Origin of the sequence: Flavobacterium defluvii (genome assembly GCF_900129555.1) — a bacterium.
Lineage (GTDB): Bacteria > Bacteroidota > Bacteroidia > Flavobacteriales > Flavobacteriaceae > Flavobacterium > Flavobacterium defluvii.
Genome location: NZ_FQWC01000005.1, coordinates 332,299 through 349,548, shown reverse-complemented (window position 1 = coordinate 349,548; position 17,250 = coordinate 332,299). Strand labels below are relative to the sequence as shown.

Genomic DNA, 17,250 nt, shown 5'->3' with positions numbered 1-17,250 from the left:
TTTAAACCAAAATGAAAAAAATCTATTTTGCTGTTACAGCATTAATTTGTAGCAGCTTTTATGGCCAGACGAAAAAGGACTCTATTATAGAAATTGATGAGGTTATTATTCATGAAAACCGATTGAGTACTCCAATTTCAAAACAAAACAGAAACGTTTATGTTATTAGTAACGAAACGATTAAAAAATTACCGGGAAGAACGCTTCAGGAAGTTTTGCAATATGCAAACGGAGTTGATATCAGACAAAGAGGACCTTTTGGAGGACAGGCAGATATAAGCGTAGACGGAGGAAGTTTTGAGCAGACTGTTGTTTTGTTAAATGGTGCGAAAATAATTGACTCTCAAACGGCTCATAATATGCTTAACCTGCCTCTTCCTGTCGAAGCAATTGAAAGAATCGAAGTTTTGCGTGGTCCGGCTGCGAGAATTTTTGGAATCAACAGTTTAACGGGAGCGATTAATATTATTACTAAAAAACCAACAAAATCTGGTGTTTTATTGAGTACGTATGCAGGTTCTAATTTTGAAAAAGATACTCAAGATACCGGAGATACATTTTACGGAACCGGAGTTCAGGCTGGTGCCGTTTTAGGAAAAGAAAAACAACAGCATTCTATTTTTGCATCGCATGACAAAAGCAACGGATACCGCTATAATACAGGATTTGAAAACAATAAAATCTTGTATCAGGGAAATGTTCAAATCAATGATTCTAATGAAATTTTAGGCTCGTTTGGTTATGTAAAAAACGGATTTGGTGCAAACGGATTTTATGCGGCACCAGGAGATAAAAATTCTACTGAAATTGTGCAGACTACTTTTGCTAACATTCAGTCAAAACACTCAATTACGGACAATTGGAAAATTATGCCAAGAGTTACGTACAGATATAATTATGACGATTACAGATATTTAGGAAACAATAATTTAAATGTTGGAAGAAGTCAGCATTACACCAATTCGATTGCGGCAGAACTGAATTCTTCAATCAAAACTGAAAATGGAGAAATTGGTTTTGGTGCCGAATTTAGAAATGAAGATATTCATTCGTCTAATATTGGTGATCACGATCGTGAAAATGTGGGACTTTATGCAGAATACAGAACGTCTTTTTTTGAAAAACTGAATGTGAATTTAGGGACATATTTAAATTATAATTCAGATTATAAATGGCAGATTTATCCAGGACTTGATGCGAGTTACGAGTTGACAAACGAGTTTAAGGTTATTGCTAATGTGGGGACTAGTCAAAGGATTCCTTCGTTTACAGACTTGTACTTGAATCAGCGTCCGGGAAATATAGGAAATCCTGATTTGGTTTCTGAAAATGCTTTTCAAACAGAATTCGGATTTAAATTCAACAGAAAATCTTTAAACTTAAATGCGAATTATTTTTACAGAGAAATAAGCAATTACATCGACTGGACCAGAATGGTAACAACGGTGCCGTGGCAAAGTCAAAACTATGGAGATTTGATTACAAACGGAATCAACATGCGCGGATCGTATACAGTTAATTTTTCTAATGATTCAAAAATGAATTTCACTTTAGGATATTCTTACCTTGATTCTAAATTTAAAGATACACGCCCGGAACCATATTCTAAATATTTAATTTCATCTTTAAAACATCAGGTAACCAATACAATAGATTTTCAGCATAAAGATTTCTCCGTTTTATTGGCAACTCGTTTTAACGAAAGAGTCACCGGAGCTTCTTACTGGATTAATGATGCGAGAATTAGTCAGTCTATTAAAAAGTTTACGATTTTCTTAGATGCACAAAATATCTTCAACACTACTTATTATGAAGTTGGAGCATTTCCTTTACCTGCAAGATGGTTTAGTTTAGGAGCAAAATTTGTTACTTTTTAAATTATAAAAGAGTTAGTTATCAAAAAGGGGAAGATATTTTAATCTTCCCCTTTTTGATTTTGGATAAATTTTTCTGTTGTAAAAAAGTAAGAAAAAAAATAAAAATAGGTACGTATTACGGATAATTAAATAAAATCAGATCTATAAATTTGTGTTAAGTACCACATGAAATAACATTTAGAATTCTATTAAACCAAAAACATATGTCTGATTTTTTAAAACAATTCGGAGAGGATCTCAAAAAGAACGTACCTGGTTTTATTGCAGTTTCTGTAGCAGAAATTAGAAGCGGAATGTCATATTACTCGCAGTCTGTTTTGAGTGATTTTGATCCTGAACTGGCTTCTGCCTATAATCTTGAAGTCGTTAAAGCTGAAATGAATGCCATTAGAGCCTTAAAATTACAAGGTCAGGTTGTTGACAACGTAATGATTACGCTTACTTCTCAAATTCATATCATCGACGTTTCTGACAATCAGGAATACTTTATTTATTTAGCTGTAGATTCTACCAAAGCCAATTTAGGGATGACAAAATCTATTTTGAACAAGTATAAAAAAGAAATAGCCCACAAACTGTAATTGTATTTTTTTATAATTTTAAAAGAGGATTTTCTATTTGAATTTCCTCTTTTTTATTTAAGATCGTTTTTTAGCGAAAAGATTATTTTATATTTAATTTCTGAAAGATTATTTAATAAATGGAATTAAGGAAATACTTCGAAAAATATAATGATGAAGAAACCTGCATTGAGGAACTAAAAAACAAACGATTAGAGAATGGTTTGATTTGTAAAAAGTGCGGACACGATTCTCATTCTTTTAGAAGAGTAGATTTGAAATTTCAATGTAAAAAATGCAAAAACAGAATCAGCCTTCGATCGGGAACCGTTATGGAAAATTCTAATCTGCCCATAAAATACTGGATGATCTGCATTGAATTAATGACACTTTCTAAAAGAAAATTTTCTATTTTACAACTTCAGTATTTGCTAGGACATAAACGTTACGAACCAATTTGGCTTATGGTTCAGAAAATTCGTCTGGTAATGCATGAGCGCGATGAAAAATATACTTTACGCGCTTATTCTGAATTTGATTCAGAGTTTCTTAGAGAAATAGAGAAACTTACTTTTTCTAAAAAAAGAAATAAGCTAAGTTAAAACTCATTTTGATTTGCCAAAAGATATCTAAAAACAAGAATTTAGCAGTAAATTATGTAAAATTTCTTTTGTAAAATGTAACAATAAAAAAAGTTTAAATAATTACTTTTCACTAAAATAGTACAATAAGCATTAGAAAAACAATTACTCTTACATATATAAAAGGCACAATGGGAGCAGCAGGATACAATGATCTCTTTCAAACCGTTTTTAACTCTGCTGCAAACGGAATCGCCGTTTTGCAGTCTTTATACAACGACAAAAATAAATTAGAAGACTTTTCGATACTGCTTTTTAATGCTTACACAAAAAACTGGATTGGCGACATAGAGTATAAAAATAAGCGGTTCAGTGATGTTTTTCCAACTATAAAAGAAAACGGAATTCTCGAAAAATTTATTAATGCAGCCGAAACTGGAACTACAGCAAATTTTGAATGCTGGTACGATGGAGATGGAATTCAGCGCTGGTTTAAATTTACTGCCGTAAAACAAGACGAACTCCTTGTTGTAACCACAGAAGATATTACAGAAAGAAAAAAAACAGAAATTACGCTGAATAATGCCTTAATCGCGGCAGAAAAACAAAAAAGGCTTTACGACTCTATTACTGGTACAACACCAGATTTGGTATATGTTTTTGATTTATCTTATAAATTTACTTATGCTAATAAAGCCCTTCTTACCATGTGGGGAAAATCTGCCGAAGATGCTATCGGAAAACAATTAAGAGAAAATGGTTATGAAGACTGGCATGCAGAAATGCATGAAAGAGAAATTGATGAAGTAGTTGCTACAAAGAAACCTATAAGAGGGACAGTTTCTTTTCCGCATGCAGAATTAGGAAGGAGAATTTACGATTACATTTTTGCTCCGGTTTTAAATGAAGAAGGCGAAGTAGAAGCCATAGCAGGTACAACTCGTGATATTACCGAAATTAAACAAGCCGAAGAACAACAGTTTTTATCCAGAAAAAAAATTGAAGAAAGCGAAGCCAGATTAAAATCAATGATCGATCAAACACCATCGCCAACTTTGGTATTAATGGGCGACAATTTGGTAATAGAGCAGATTAATAAACACATGCTCGCTATGATTGGCCGCGGCGAAGAAATCATAGGTAGGCCATTGATCGAAGTTTTGCCTGAATTAAAAGGACAATATGTCTGGACGCAGGTTCAAAAAGTTTACAACGAAGGAATTCCTTTTGACCAAAGTGAAGTACTTGTTCCGCATAGTCGTACCGGAGTAATGCGAAACTATTATTATAATCTTGCCTATCGACCTTTGGTAGAAGAAGGAAAAATAACCGGAATGATTCAGGTAGCAGTTGATGTGACCCAGCAAGTAGAAGCAAGAAAAAGAATGGAAGAGAGCGAGAATCGATTCCGTGCTTTGGTTAATGCTTCTTCGGATGTTGTTTACCGAATGAATTCTGACTGGACCATAATGCGTAATCTCGAAGGAGCAGAAGTTTCCTCAGACACAAATGAACCACTGCTCAATTGGATAGATACTTATATTCATCCAGATGATCGAAAAAATGCAGTTAGTTTTATAGAAGAAGCCATAGCAAATAAAAAGATATTTGAGCTTGAACATAAAGTTTTAAAAGAAGACGGTACAGTTGGATGGGCATTTTCGAGAGTAATACCCATACTCGACGATCGAAACAATATAATTGAATGGTTTGGTGCTTCGAGTGATATTACCTCACAAAAAGAAGTACAGCAGATTGTTAAAGAAAGTGAAGAAAAATTCAGGCAGCTTGCCGATCTTGTGCCCCAAATAATCTGGACTGGCCAGCCAAACGGATTTATTGATTATTATAATAAACGCTGGTATGAATATACCGGTTTTCAGGAAAATCAGTTTGGTGATTCAAGCTGGGCTCCAACGATTCATCCTGATGAAGTATCAAAAGTAGTAGAAATCTGGTATCAATGTGTACAAAATGGACTTCCGTACCAGCTTGAGATTCGATTAAAAAACGCAAAAACAAACCAATACAGATGGTTTTTGAGTAAAGCAGTACCAGTTAAAGATGCGAGAGGAGTTATCATCAAATGGTTTGGTACCTGTACCGATATTCACGAACAAAAAACAATTACTGAAAAATTAGAAATTCTAGTCGCAGACCGCACTAAAGAATTAAAACGTTCGAATGAAGATTTGCAGCAATTTGCTCATGTTGCTTCTCATGATTTAAAAGAACCGGTGCGGAAAATTAAAACATTTACAAGCAGGCTGGAAGATCATCTTGATGGAAAAATTGACCAGTCTGCAGCTAAATTTATTGATAGAATCCATGTTGCAGCCGATCGTATGTACAACATGATTGATGGCGTTTTGGCATATTCTAAAATCAATGCAGATCTTCAAAAACCAACTTTGGTTGACCTTAATGAAGTTATAAAGAATATTGAAATTGATCTGGAAATCGCTTTACAAAAAACGAGAGGAAATATTCTTTATCATAATCTTCCAAAATTAGAAGGAGCTTCAGTACTTCTTTATCAGCTTTTTTATAACCTTATCAATAATTCTATCAAATTTGCTAAAAATGATACACCGCCTCAAATAAAAATATCTTCCAAAATAATTTCCGAAGAAGGCCAAAATTTTGCAGTAATTTTGTTAGAAGATAATGGAATTGGTTTTGAGCCTGAACAAGCTGAGAGAATCTTCGAAACCTTTACCCGTCTTAATTCTAAAGATAGTTACGAAGGAACAGGTTTAGGACTCTCGCTTTGTAAAAAAATTGCAGAACGGCACGGAGGAAATATTGTTGCAGAAAGCAATGCCGAAGGAGCCGTTTTCATGATAACACTTCCTTTAAAGCAAAATGAAAATGATATTTAAAAAAATATGGAAAAGAAAGTAATTTTATTGGCTGATGACGACATTGATGATACTGAAATGTTTTGTGAAGCATTAGAAGAAATAAATGAAGATATTATTTGTCATTGTGCAAGTAATGGCAAAGAAGTGTTTGAAATACTAAACTCAATCAATGAAAAACCGGAACTCATTTTCCTCGATCTTAATATGCCGATTATGAATGGATGGGACTGCCTGAAATTATTAAAAAAAGATGAAAAATATGAGGATATTCCCGTAATTATGATCTCAACGTCTTCACATAGAAAAGATATGGAAGCCGCTTCAGGTTTAGGATCTGTTTGTTATTTTGTTAAACCAAACAATTTTAATGATTTAAAAGAAGTTCTGCGAATAATTACTTCCAATTTAGGACCGGATTTAAAAGAAGCTATTTTAAATTTACTCAACAGTTCTAAACATATATTTACTTGCAGCGATGAGTAAATACTAATTTTGGTATTTGTTTCTTTTACATATTTTAGAAAAAAACGTTTATGCTTTTTAGCATAAACGTTTGTAATTTGTATAAATAGTTTTTTAATTCTCTCCCGCGGCAATTTTATCTACAAGAAACAACAACTCTCCAGAAATTGGTTTAATCAACTGCATCGGATAAAGTGTCGGATTATATTCTCCTGCAGTAACTTCTTTTAAAGCATGCGTTTTTTTCTCTCCAAACGCTACTACTACAATTTTTTCTGCTTTATTAATTAACGGCGCAGTAAGTGTAATACGATACATTTTTTGAGGAGCTAAATAATAAGCATCAACCCATTTGGTTTGTTCTTCTAAAACTGCTTCACCAGGGAAAAGAGAAGCCGTATGTCCGTCGTCTCCCATTCCTAAGAGAATAAGATCGAACTTTCCTTCCTCGCCTAAAACTTTTCTGATTGACTGTTCGTATGTAACCGCATATTCTTCTGGCGTAACGCCATCTTTATACATTTCAAAAATGTTTTCTGACGGAATAGGGACGTGGCTTAATAAAGTTGAATAAGACATTTTTGCATTGCTCAAATCATCGGTAAGCGGAACCCAGCGTTCGTCTCCCCAGAAAATGAACACTTTACTCCAGTCTATTTTGTTTTTATAATCATCAGAAGCTAATAATTTGTAAATCCCTGCCGGAGAAGAACCTCCTGTAAGAACGGCTGTAAATTTTCCTTTTTCAGCAATTGCTTTTTGAGCTGATGCCGTAAATAGATCTGCAGCTGTTTTATTAATTTCTTCTGTATTATTGTGTATCTGTATCATCTAAAAGTTCTTCTTTTGTTTGTGTGTTCGGAATCCATTTATGTCCCTGACGCGCCAATAATTCATCGGCTTCTTCTGGCCCCCAGCTTCCTGCTTTGTAATTAGGGAAATTGTTTGGGGCAGTTGTTTTCCAAACTTGCTGAATCGTATCAATTGCATCCCATGCTTCTTCCACCTGATCCCAGCGCATAAACAGAGTAGGATCTCCTAACAATGCATCTGCAATTAACGTTTCATAAGCTTCTGGTGACATTGTAGAGCAGGCAAAATAATCAAAAACCATTTCGGCAGGTCTTAAAGACATTGATAAACCTGGTTTTTTGGTCATAAACTGCAGTTTAATGTCCATTGAAGGCTGAATGTTGATAATCAATCGGTTTGGTGTCATACCTTCTTTTCCATAAGAAAATGAAGAATGCGGAACAGGTTTAAACTGAATGATAATAGAAGATTGTTTTTCTTCCATTCTTTTTCCGGAACGCAGGTAAAACGGAATTCCCTGCCATCTCCAGTTGTCCAGATAAATTTTCATTGCTACATACGTTTCTGTATTAGAATCTGGAGCAATTCCTTTATCCTGACGATATCCCGGAACCGGAGTTCCTTTTATTTCACCTGCAGCATATTGACCTCTTACAATATAATGATCTACTTCTTCCGGTTTAATACGACGTATTGATTTCAAAACATCAGCTTTACGATTACGAATGTCATCAGCATTTAATGAAGCAGGCGCTTCCATAGCTGTCATACATAAAATCTGAAGTAAATGGTTCTGAATCATATCTTTTAAAGCCCCGACACCTTCGTAAAATCCGCCACGTTCTTCAACGCCCACTTCTTCAGCAACGGTAATCTGAACAAAATCAATAAAATTTCGGCTCCATAAAGGTTCGAACATTGAGTTTCCAAAACGGAAAGCCAAAATATTCTGAACCGTTTCTTTTCCTAAATAGTGATCAATTCTGTAAATCTGCTCTTCTTTGAAAGTCTCAGAAAGCATTTCGTTCAATTCGATTGCAGAGGCTTTATCGTAACCAAAAGGTTTTTCAATAATAATACGATCTTGTTTCGGATTAGCCGCAAGTCCGATTTTCTTAATATTGCTTGAAATCGTTGAAATGAAAGAAGGCGTGATTGAAAGATAGAAAAGACGATTAGCGCGTTCGCCAAAAGCCTTGTCAAAATTGTTGATTTTTTCGTTTAATCCAATATACGATTCTTCTTTGTCAATATCAAGACTATGATAGGTTATATGCGAAAGAAATTTTTCTGTTTCAGGATCTGAAATTCCTTTTTTTCTTGAAAAAAGATTCAGGTTTTCTAAAACATAGCTGCGAAAATCTTCATTGGTTTTTTCTGCTCTTCCAAGAGCAATAATCTGAAATTTTTCAGACATACGTCCGTCAAGGTACAGATTTTGAAAAGCGGGAAAGAGCTTTCTCTTTGCCAAATCTCCGGTTCCTCCAAAAATAACAATGATTGTTGGATTCTTAAGTTTATTTTTAGTCATTGTGTGTAGTTGTGTTGCTTTAAGTTTTATTCAGACCATTGTGTGTGAAAAACACCTTCTTTGTCAATACGTTCGTATGTATGTGCCCCGAAGAAATCACGCTGTGCCTGAATTAAATTTGTTGGCAGATTTGCAGATCTGTAAGCATCAAAATACGCTAAGGAATTCATCAATCCTGCAACAGGTAATCCTTTTTCAACTGCAAACTGAATTACGGTTCTCATTCCCGCTTGGTTTTCTGTTAATTTTGAAGCAATTCCAGCATCTAAAAGTATATTTGGTAAATCTGATTTAGTAACAAATGCTTTTCTGAAATCTTCTAAAATTGTCGCACGAATAATACATCCTCCGCGCCAGATTTTAGCAACAGTTTCTAAGTTTAATCCGTAGTTATATTCTTTAGAAGCTGTGTGAAGCTGCGCTAATCCCTGTGCGTAAGTCACAACAATAGAAAGGTATAATGCAGATTTTAAGGCAGCAATTGCTTCACTTTGAGAAACATTTGTTTCGCCGGCATTCCAGACTAATTTTTTAGCAGCTTCAATTCTTTCAGGCTTAGTTTTCGACATATCACGCATGTTAACCGCTGCATCGATAGTTGGAACCGGAACCTGCAAATCCATCGCGTTTTGCGAAGTCCATTTTCCTGTACCTTTAGATCTTGCCCAATCTGAAATTTTATTGATTAAAAGACTTCCGTCTTCATCTTTTTGTTTTAGAATTTTTCCGGTAATTTCAATCAAATACGATCTAAGATCATCGGTTTGGTTCCATTCTTCAAAAGTTTTCTGAATCGTTTCGTCATCCAGATTATAACCTCTTTTCATAAGGTCATAAATTTCAGAGATTAACTGCATGATTCCGTATTCGATTCCGTTGTGAACCATTTTTACATAGTTTCCGGCAGAACCATTTCCTAAATATTCAACGCAAGGTTCACCGTCTACTTTTGCTGCAATTGCTTCAAAAATAGGACGAAGTCTTTCGTATGCTTTTTGATCACCTCCTGGCATCATAGCAGGACCGAAACGTGCGCCTTTTTCACCGCCTGAAATTCCCATTCCGAAGAAATGAATTCCTTTTTCAGATAATTCCAAAAATCTTCTGTCAGTATCGGTATAAAAAGTATTTCCGCCGTCGATAATAATATCTCCTTTATCTAAATGAGGTAATAAGCTAGCGATTGCGCTGTCAACAGGTTTTCCTGCAGGAACCAATAACATAATAGCTCTTGGTTGTTGAATAAGCTCAACGAAATGTTTTACATCTGTAGTAGCTTCGATAGTGTGATCAGAATCGGCTTCTTGCTGAAGAGAGTTTACTTTTTCGGTATCTAAGTCTAGACCAGCCGCCGCGAATTTATGGCTTGCAATATTTAAAAGCAGGTTACGGCCCATTACACCGAGTCCTACAATTCCAAAATCAAATTTGCTCATAGTTTTCAATTAACTAAATTATTAGAAGAATGTTTTTTGCAGCAAAAAGTAAGAGAAAGTATGGTAATTCTTTTTCAATCAATGTTTTGCGGAAAAACATAGTTTATTTTAATCTTACATTTTTAAATGTAGACTGCTAAGTTAGAGAAAAATGATGAAAAATTAGGAGTAAAATAGTCCACTTTTAGGGTTTATTGTGATAGTTTTTTTAAGTGTGAAAAGTAAACTTATTTATTCTTAAGGTTAAAAATTAAGTTGTTCGTTATTTTACAATTTCCTGTCCCGAAGAATAAATTACTTTGTTTAAAAATTATTAAACAATGAAAAAAACATTTATTTTAAACGGACTATTGATGCTTACTTTTTGGTGTAACGCTCAAACTTCAAACAATGATTTGAAAAACGTAAGAAAGGTTATAGAAGCCAGTAATGAAATTTATGCAGATCTTGCAAACAAAAATGATGGTTCTATTCTTACGAGATATACAGATGATGCTTGTTTATTTCCTCCAAATGCTTCGCCATTATGCGGAGGCGAACAAATAGCTTCATTTTTTAAAAACGGACCCAAAGTTCATGTTAAGTTTATTATTCAAAACCTTTATGGAGATCCTAGAACATCCGTAACTGAGGAAAGTTATTATGAAATGACTGATTTAGAAGGTAAAAAACTAGACGACGGAAAAGTAATTGTTATTTGGAAAAATACAAAAGAAGGCTGGAAAATGCATCGTGACATGTTTAGCAGCAATCACCTGGCGAAATAGCTAAAAACCGATATTGACAGCTTGTTGAAAATCGGTTCCATTTTTTATCAGCGAAGATCTCGATGCAAAAGGAGTAATGCCAGTAAATTTTTTAAACTCTTTTATAAAATGTGCCTGATCATAATATCCGCAATCATACGCTATGGTTGTCAATGATTCGGATGTATTAAGAACTAAATCCAGACTTTTGTTAAATCTCAATACAGAAGTAAAAGCTGATGGACTAATACCAATATTCGATAAGTAAAGTTTTTGAATATATCTTTCTGATAATCCTGAATATTGAGCTAAAGCAGGTAAATCTAATGATTGATTAAGAGAAACTATATTGCCGATGGCTTTAACTGTTGATACTTTTTTCAACCGGGTTTCATTTTTCTTCAATTGTTGAAGAAAGTAATTTTCTAAAATATTGATTTTGGAGGTGAGTTCTTTTGCCTCCATTATTTTTTCGTATAATTCTTTATTATCGTTTTTTGATACATCATACATATCTGTAGCGTAATTTGTAAATTCACATAATGGATCAGAAAAAAACAATGAACTTGCGTGTGGATAAATGCGAGCAATAAGTACCGAAGTTTCCTTTTTGACTGTAAGTCTGGTAGGCAAGGTTAAATGTCCAAGCAGTTCTATAGCAGGAGTGTCTTTTTTTCTTCCATTTATAATAGTAGCAGCAGCTCCTTGAGATATATTTATAATGAAATCAACATAACCGCTTGGATAAAATACTTCGTTGTTAAGATCATTTTCAATCGTAACAATAGTATAATTCTTTATATATGGTGCTAAACGGACGGAAGGTAAAATCTGCATTTGATTTTTATCATAATTAATTTGCTAATGACTGACTTTAAAATTAGAAATAAATTCGATAGATATTATATGCAAAATAGAATTCTTTAAGAAAAACAATTTTAGAACATTTGTTGGCTAAGATTAAAAATAAAAAATCGCAATTTCCACGTTAATTGGATATTGCGATTTTTTTTGTGGAGTCGCCGGGAATCGAACCCGGGTCCAAACAAGCAACTAAAGAGCTTTCTACACGCTTATTTCCTGATTAGATTTTCGGTGTCAAGCTAGGCCAGAAACAGCCACCGAACACTTATCTTCTTAATTTTCGAAATCCACCCGAAGCTCATGGATATCTAGGTTTATTTTTACGGTTCCCCTGAACGGAACGCCACAAACCAAGGCTTTCCAGGAGAATCCAGCTTCCCTACCTTGTAGAGACGTGGCGCAATCGTACTATGATTCGGATTATGCAGCTAAAGCGTAATTATTTTCGCCGTGTAAAAGTTTGAGATCTTATATTTACGAGCAAGGTCTCAATGCTCGACGTGCTTACTGTTCAATTCGACTTGCTGTCAAAACCAGTCGACCCCAAAAAATAAGTCTGCAAATTTAGACTATTTGAAATTACTTTCTATTAAAATTTTCAGAAAAATTTAAGAGTCATAAAGTCGAAAGTCGAAAGCCAAAAGTTGAAAATCAAAAAGTGAAAGTTGTAAAGTTTTTAAAGTCAAATACTTGTTAGCTATTGCTTCTTCTTATTTTCCTCAATTGGGTTGTTTGAAAAAGGACAAAGTCAATATTAACAACTATTTTAAGACTTTACGACTTTTGACTTTCGACTTTATGACTATTAGTTTTACTCTTCGTCTTTGAAATTGAAGGGATAATCGCCAAAAATTGGAGCTAGTTTTCGTACTGCATAAGTGTTTCTTGTCATTTTGTTAGACAAGGCAATAATTGTAACATGCTCTTTCATTAAAGTAATGTAAGATGAAGTATTACCATGCCACCAGCCGTTGTGGAAATAAAAATTCTGCCCCGTTTCCCAATTAATCATTCTAATTCCTAGCCCGTAATTTTTAGTTCCTTTGCGTTCATTACTATAAGCTGTGTACACTTGTTTTAGCAATTCAGGTTTTAAAAAGTCAGGCGATTGTCTTGCTCGGTCAAATTTTAAAAGATCTCTAACTGTTGAGAAAATATTTTTATCACCGTAAACATTATCAAGATAGTCAAAACCAATTTCGACACCATTTCCTTTATAAGACGGAACAATTTTTTTTCTGTCTTTGTCATCATCAAAAACATAGGTATGTGTCATTCCTAAAGGTTTAAAAATCATTTCAGACATAGCTTCTTTATAACTTAAACCGGTAATTTTTTCTATAATTAAAGCCAGCATCGCATAATTGGTATTGCAATATCCAAAACGTGTTCCGGTTAAAGATTCTAAACCAACGTTTTTAGTTGCCAGAATGTCTAAAATATCTTTATTAGTCAATTGATTATGTCTGTCCCAAACCGATTTGTCATGATCTGTAAAATAAGCATAATTACGCATTCCGCTGCGATGATTTAAAAGCATTCTGATAGTGCATTCTTCGTATGGAAACGTTTTTAAAATAGTATTTACTTTTTGGTCTAAATCTATTTTTCCTGCATTAACCAGTTTTAAAACTGCTGTAGCCGTTAAAACTTTGCTGACAGAAGCAATTTGTACAGGAGTATCTGCTGTAATTTTTGTGCCTTCATTTTTATTGGCAAAACCATTATATCTTTCAAAAATTATCTGACCATTTCGGGCTACTAAAAAGCTTCCGTTCATGCTGTTGTTAGGCCAGTTTTTATTGTAAAAGTGATTTATTCTGCCAACTACCGAGTTTTTATAAGCCTGCGAAATTTTTGGTTCAGGCCCTAATGGCTTCATTTTAGGTAAAGTATCTTCGACTATTGGAGTTGTAGCTGTTTTTGTTTTATTATCATTACCACAAGAGCTTAAAACCAATACTGTGAAAAGTATTTGTGGTATCTTTGTTTTTTTAAGGAAAATCATTTGCATCGTTCTTTAAAAACAAATATATCGAATTCAATTTTGTTGTATTCTCAAAATTTGATGATCTCAAAACGTTGTTTTAACATAATTTTAAGACTTGTTTTTCTTATTTCTTTGTTTTTCAGTATCTCACGGTTTTGAAACATTCTAAATAGTAAATTAGAAACAAAAATTTAACTAAATTTGTTATATTTGAAACAAATACGATGTAAAAAGTTATATTAATAAATGCTTTAATTTTATTTAAATGAAATTTGGAATAATAAAAGAAAGAAAAAACCCACCGGACAGAAGAGTTGTTTTTTCTCCAAATGAACTTGCCAGACTGAAACAACTTTATCATGAAGCTTCTGTAGAAGTTGAAAGTTCGGATATTAGAATTTTTTCGGATGCTGAATATAAAAACATGGGAATTACCGTTACTGAAGATGTCTCAGATTCTGATGTTTTATTTGGTGTAAAAGAAGTTCCTGTTGAAAATTTAATTCCAAATAAAGCGTATTTCTTTTTTTCGCATACCATTAAAAAACAGCCGCATAACAGAAAACTGCTTCAGGCAATTTTAGAAAAAAATATTGATTTGTATGATCACGAAACTATAGTTGATTCTCTTGACCGCAGATTAATTGGTTTTGGAAAATATGCCGGAATGGTTGGTGTTTATAACGGAATTCGTGCTTTCGGAATTAAATTTGAATTATTTAAACTTCCAAAAGCGGAAACACTTTCAGGAAAAGAAGACTTGATAAAGCATTTAAAACGCATTACAATGCCTGCTCTGAAATTTGTAGTTACCGGAACCGGAAAGGTTGGGAGTGGAGCCAAGGAAATTTTGGATGCTATTAAAATAAAAGAAATAACAGTTGATAATTATTTAAATAAGACTTATTCACAGGCAGTTTATGTTCAGTTAGATGTTTTAGAATATAATAAACGTATTGACGGTCAGGTTTTGGATTTTAAAGATTTTGTAGAACATCCGGAAGCTTATACTTCAGACTTTGAAAAGTTTACAAAAGTTTCAGATATTTATTTTGCGGGTCATTTTTATGCAAGTGATGCGCCAATGATTTTGACCAAAGAAATGCTAAATGCAAGTGACTGCAAATTGAAAGTTGTAGCCGATATTTCCTGCGATGTAAACGGACCAATTGCTTGTACAGTTCGTTCTTCGACAATTGCAGAGCCTTTGTACGGGTATTTTCCTTTAGAAGACAGGGAAGTAGATTTTTTCCATCCGGCTGCGGTTACTGTTATGGCGGTTGACAATCTTCCGTGCGAAATCCCGAAAGATGCGAGCGAAGGTTTTGGAGAACAGTTTATGGAACATGTAATTCCGGCTTTCTTCAACGGCGACAAAGACGGAATTTTAAAACGTGCTAAAATCACCGAAAACGGAAAATTAACCGAAAGATTTAGTTATCTGCAGGATTATGTAGACGGGAAATAATTATTAATTGTGAATGGTTAATTATTAATTGAAAAAGAGCTTTCTAAATTTTAGAAAGCTCTTTTTTTATAATGACTAGTTAATCAACCATCAATCATCAACAATTAACAATTAAACCATATCCTCCGGTTTTACCCAAGCATCAAAATCTTCGGCAGAAACGTAATCTAAACGAACGGCTTCTTCTTTAAGGGTAGTTCCGTTTTTGTGTGCAGTTTGAGCGATTTCGGCAGCTTTGTAATAACCAATTTTTGTGTTTAAAGCAGTTACAAGCATAAGAGAATTATCTACTAATTCTTTAATACGTTTGTGATTTGGTTCGATTCCCTGAGCACAGTGTTCTTCAAATGAAACGCAGGCATCGCCAAGCAAACGTGCTGATTGAAGGAAGTTTGCTGCCATAACAGGTTTAAAAACATTCAGCTCATAATGTCCCTGCATTCCGCCAAGTGCAATAGCCATATCGTTTCCAATAACCTGAGCACAAACCATTGTTAAAGCTTCGCATTGTGTCGGGTTTACTTTTCCTGGCATAATTGAAGATCCCGGTTCGTTTTCCGGAATATGGATTTCGCCAATTCCAGAACGAGGTCCAGAGGCTAACATTCTAACATCATTGGCAATTTTATTTAGCGAAACAGCCAATTGTTTTAATGCTCCGTGAGTTTCAACAATGGCGTCGTGAGCCGCCAGAGCTTCAAATTTATTTTCGGCAGTTATAAAAGGATGATTGGTGAATTTTGCAATATATTCGGCCACTTTTACGTCGTAACCTTTTGGAGTATTTAATCCGGTTCCAACTGCAGTTCCTCCAAGAGCGATTTCAGATAAATGGGCTAAAGTGTTTTTTAGAGCTTTTAATCCGAAAGCCAATTGTGCCGCGTATCCTGAAATTTCCTGTCCTAAAGTTAAAGGTGTTGCGTCCATTAAGTGCGTACGGCCAATTTTTACGACATCTTTAAATTCTGCTGCTTTTTTTGCTAAAGTAGCGTGTAGCTTTTCAACTCCAGGAATTGTGGTTTCTACAACCATCTTATAAGCGGCGATGTGCATTCCGGTTGGGAAAGTATCATTTGATGACTGAGATTTGTTTACGTCGTCGTTGGCTTTTATAAATTGTTCGCCTTCGCCAATTTCAAAACCTTTAAGAACCTGAGCACGGTTTGCAATTACTTCATTTACGTTCATGTTACTTTGTGTACCAGAACCTGTCTGCCAGATTACAAGCGGAAACTGATCGTCTAATTTCCCTTCCAGGATTTCATCGCAGACAGCTGCAATGGCATCTCTTTTTTCTATTGGTAAAACACCTAAATCATAATTGGCATAAGCGGCTGCTTTTTTTAGGTACGCAAATCCTTCAATAATTTCATGTGGCATCGAACCTGAATTTCCAATTTTAAAATTATTTCTGGAACGTTCTGTTTGTGCACCCCAATACTTATCGGCAGGGACCTGAACTTCGCCCATGGTGTCTTTTTCTATTCTATATTTCATTTTGTTGTAAATATGTTGTTTGTAAAAATGTATTTTGTTTGGGTAAATGGAACGCGGATAACACTGATTTACTTTGTAAAGACTCGGATTGAAACGGATTTTCTATTTAGCGGTTTAAATTTCTTTTAAAATGAATACTAGTCCCAGCTTCTCAAATACTCATGTTCTTCTGATTTAGATAGTTGAATAATTTATCAAAAAAAGCTTATTTAAAATGAGTATAAATATACGTATAAATGTTATTTAACGAAAATTGATTTAGATTTTATTGCTGAGGAAAAATATATACCCTACATTTGTCGTAACATTCAAAAATTCCGGAAAACATGTTTGAATTTTCACAGTACTTAGGCTTTTTACTTTTCTTAACCATACTAACTATAGGGTTTTGGTTAATGTTTTTCTTAGTTGGTTTCGTATCTTACTGGGTTACGGGTGCTAGCTGGGAAATGTTCAAAGAAAAGAGAGCTAAAAAAAGACAAGAAGAACAATCAATTTAATTTTAAGTTGATTTCACTAAAAAAGAACCCAATAGGGTTCTTTTTTTTGCTTTAAAAAAGA

The 17,250-nt window shown here is 34.1% G+C and carries 12 protein-coding genes, 1 other RNA gene and 1 pseudogene; 7 read left to right on the top strand and 7 right to left on the bottom strand.

From position 1 onward, the window contains the following. Positions 1-11 precede the first annotated feature (11 nt). The 5 genes and pseudogenes from BUC29_RS13565 to BUC29_RS13545 all read left to right on the top strand — a co-directional run bounded on the left by BUC29_RS13565 (position 12) and on the right by BUC29_RS13545 (position 6,365). Positions 12-1,877 carry a TonB-dependent receptor plug domain-containing protein gene (locus BUC29_RS13565; protein WP_073416703.1) on the top strand — a complete coding sequence of 622 codons (1,866 nt, stop codon included), beginning with the start codon at positions 12-14 and terminating at the stop codon, positions 1,875-1,877. 203 nt (positions 1,878-2,080) lie between these two features. Further along, a complete protein-coding gene (locus tag BUC29_RS13560) occupies positions 2,081-2,458 on the top strand; it encodes a hypothetical protein (RefSeq protein ID WP_073416702.1) in 378 nt (125 codons plus the stop codon). A 119-nt stretch (positions 2,459-2,577) separates the two neighbouring features. Continuing rightward, positions 2,578-3,024 (top strand): annotated as a pseudogene (locus tag BUC29_RS13555) (transposase); the annotation flags it as partial. Between the two features lie 185 nt (positions 3,025-3,209). Beyond that, positions 3,210-5,900 carry a PAS domain-containing sensor histidine kinase gene (locus BUC29_RS13550; protein ID WP_073416700.1) on the top strand — a complete coding sequence of 897 codons (2,691 nt, stop codon included), beginning with the start codon at positions 3,210-3,212 and terminating at the stop codon, positions 5,898-5,900. 6 nt (positions 5,901-5,906) lie between these two features. Continuing rightward, on the top strand, positions 5,907-6,365 hold the full coding sequence (locus tag BUC29_RS13545; protein WP_073416699.1) for a response regulator: 459 nt from the start codon (positions 5,907-5,909) through the stop codon (positions 6,363-6,365). 93 nt (positions 6,366-6,458) lie between these two features. Here the strand turns inward: BUC29_RS13545 and pgl are convergent, their stop codons facing one another. Genes pgl through gndA form a run of 3 tightly spaced genes read right to left on the bottom strand, consistent with a single transcriptional unit; the run spans position 6,459 to position 10,124 of the window. Further along, on the bottom strand, positions 6,459-7,175 hold the full coding sequence (pgl, locus tag BUC29_RS13540) for a 6-phosphogluconolactonase (protein WP_073416698.1): 717 nt from the start codon (positions 7,173-7,175) through the stop codon (positions 6,459-6,461). After that, positions 7,156-8,688, bottom strand: a complete 1,533-nt coding sequence (gene zwf / locus BUC29_RS13535) for a glucose-6-phosphate dehydrogenase (RefSeq protein ID WP_073416697.1) — start codon at positions 8,686-8,688, stop codon at positions 7,156-7,158. Before zwf ends, pgl begins: the two co-directional genes overlap by 20 nt. Positions 8,689-8,714: 26 nt before the next feature. Beyond that, positions 8,715-10,124 (bottom strand): NADP-dependent phosphogluconate dehydrogenase, encoded by a 1,410-nt coding sequence (gene gndA, locus BUC29_RS13530; RefSeq protein WP_073416734.1) that lies wholly within the window; start codon positions 10,122-10,124, stop codon positions 8,715-8,717. Positions 10,125-10,444: 320 nt separating this feature from the next. Here gndA and BUC29_RS13525 point away from each other — a divergent pair, with 320 nt between their 5' ends. After that, complete coding sequence (locus tag BUC29_RS13525; RefSeq protein WP_244160828.1) at positions 10,445-10,891, top strand: YybH family protein; 447 nt, start codon at positions 10,445-10,447, stop codon at positions 10,889-10,891. On the opposite strand, the gene BUC29_RS13520 is transcribed toward BUC29_RS13525, so the two are convergent. The 3 genes from BUC29_RS13520 to BUC29_RS13510 form a co-directional block, all read right to left on the bottom strand. Next, positions 10,892-11,707: a helix-turn-helix domain-containing protein gene (locus BUC29_RS13520; RefSeq protein WP_073416696.1), complete on the bottom strand. Its 816-nt coding sequence runs from the start codon at positions 11,705-11,707 to the stop codon at positions 10,892-10,894. It abuts the gene before it with no gap. Between the two features lie 174 nt (positions 11,708-11,881). After that, positions 11,882-12,279: a transfer-messenger RNA gene (ssrA, locus tag BUC29_RS13515) on the bottom strand. A gap of 266 nt (positions 12,280-12,545) precedes the next feature. Then, a complete protein-coding gene (locus tag BUC29_RS13510; RefSeq protein WP_073416695.1) occupies positions 12,546-13,748 on the bottom strand; it encodes a serine hydrolase domain-containing protein in 1,203 nt (400 codons plus the stop codon). 241 nt (positions 13,749-13,989) lie between these two features. Between BUC29_RS13510 and BUC29_RS13505 the strand changes: the two genes are divergently transcribed. Further along, positions 13,990-15,192 carry an NAD(P)-dependent oxidoreductase gene (locus tag BUC29_RS13505; RefSeq protein ID WP_073416694.1) on the top strand — a complete coding sequence of 401 codons (1,203 nt, stop codon included), beginning with the start codon at positions 13,990-13,992 and terminating at the stop codon, positions 15,190-15,192. 111 nt (positions 15,193-15,303) lie between these two features. Here BUC29_RS13505 and fumC read toward each other — a convergent pair whose 3' ends face one another. Beyond that, positions 15,304-16,689, bottom strand: coding sequence for a class II fumarate hydratase (gene fumC / locus BUC29_RS13500; RefSeq protein WP_073416693.1), 1,386 nt, complete (start codon positions 16,687-16,689; stop codon positions 15,304-15,306). Positions 16,690-17,250 lie beyond the last annotated feature (561 nt).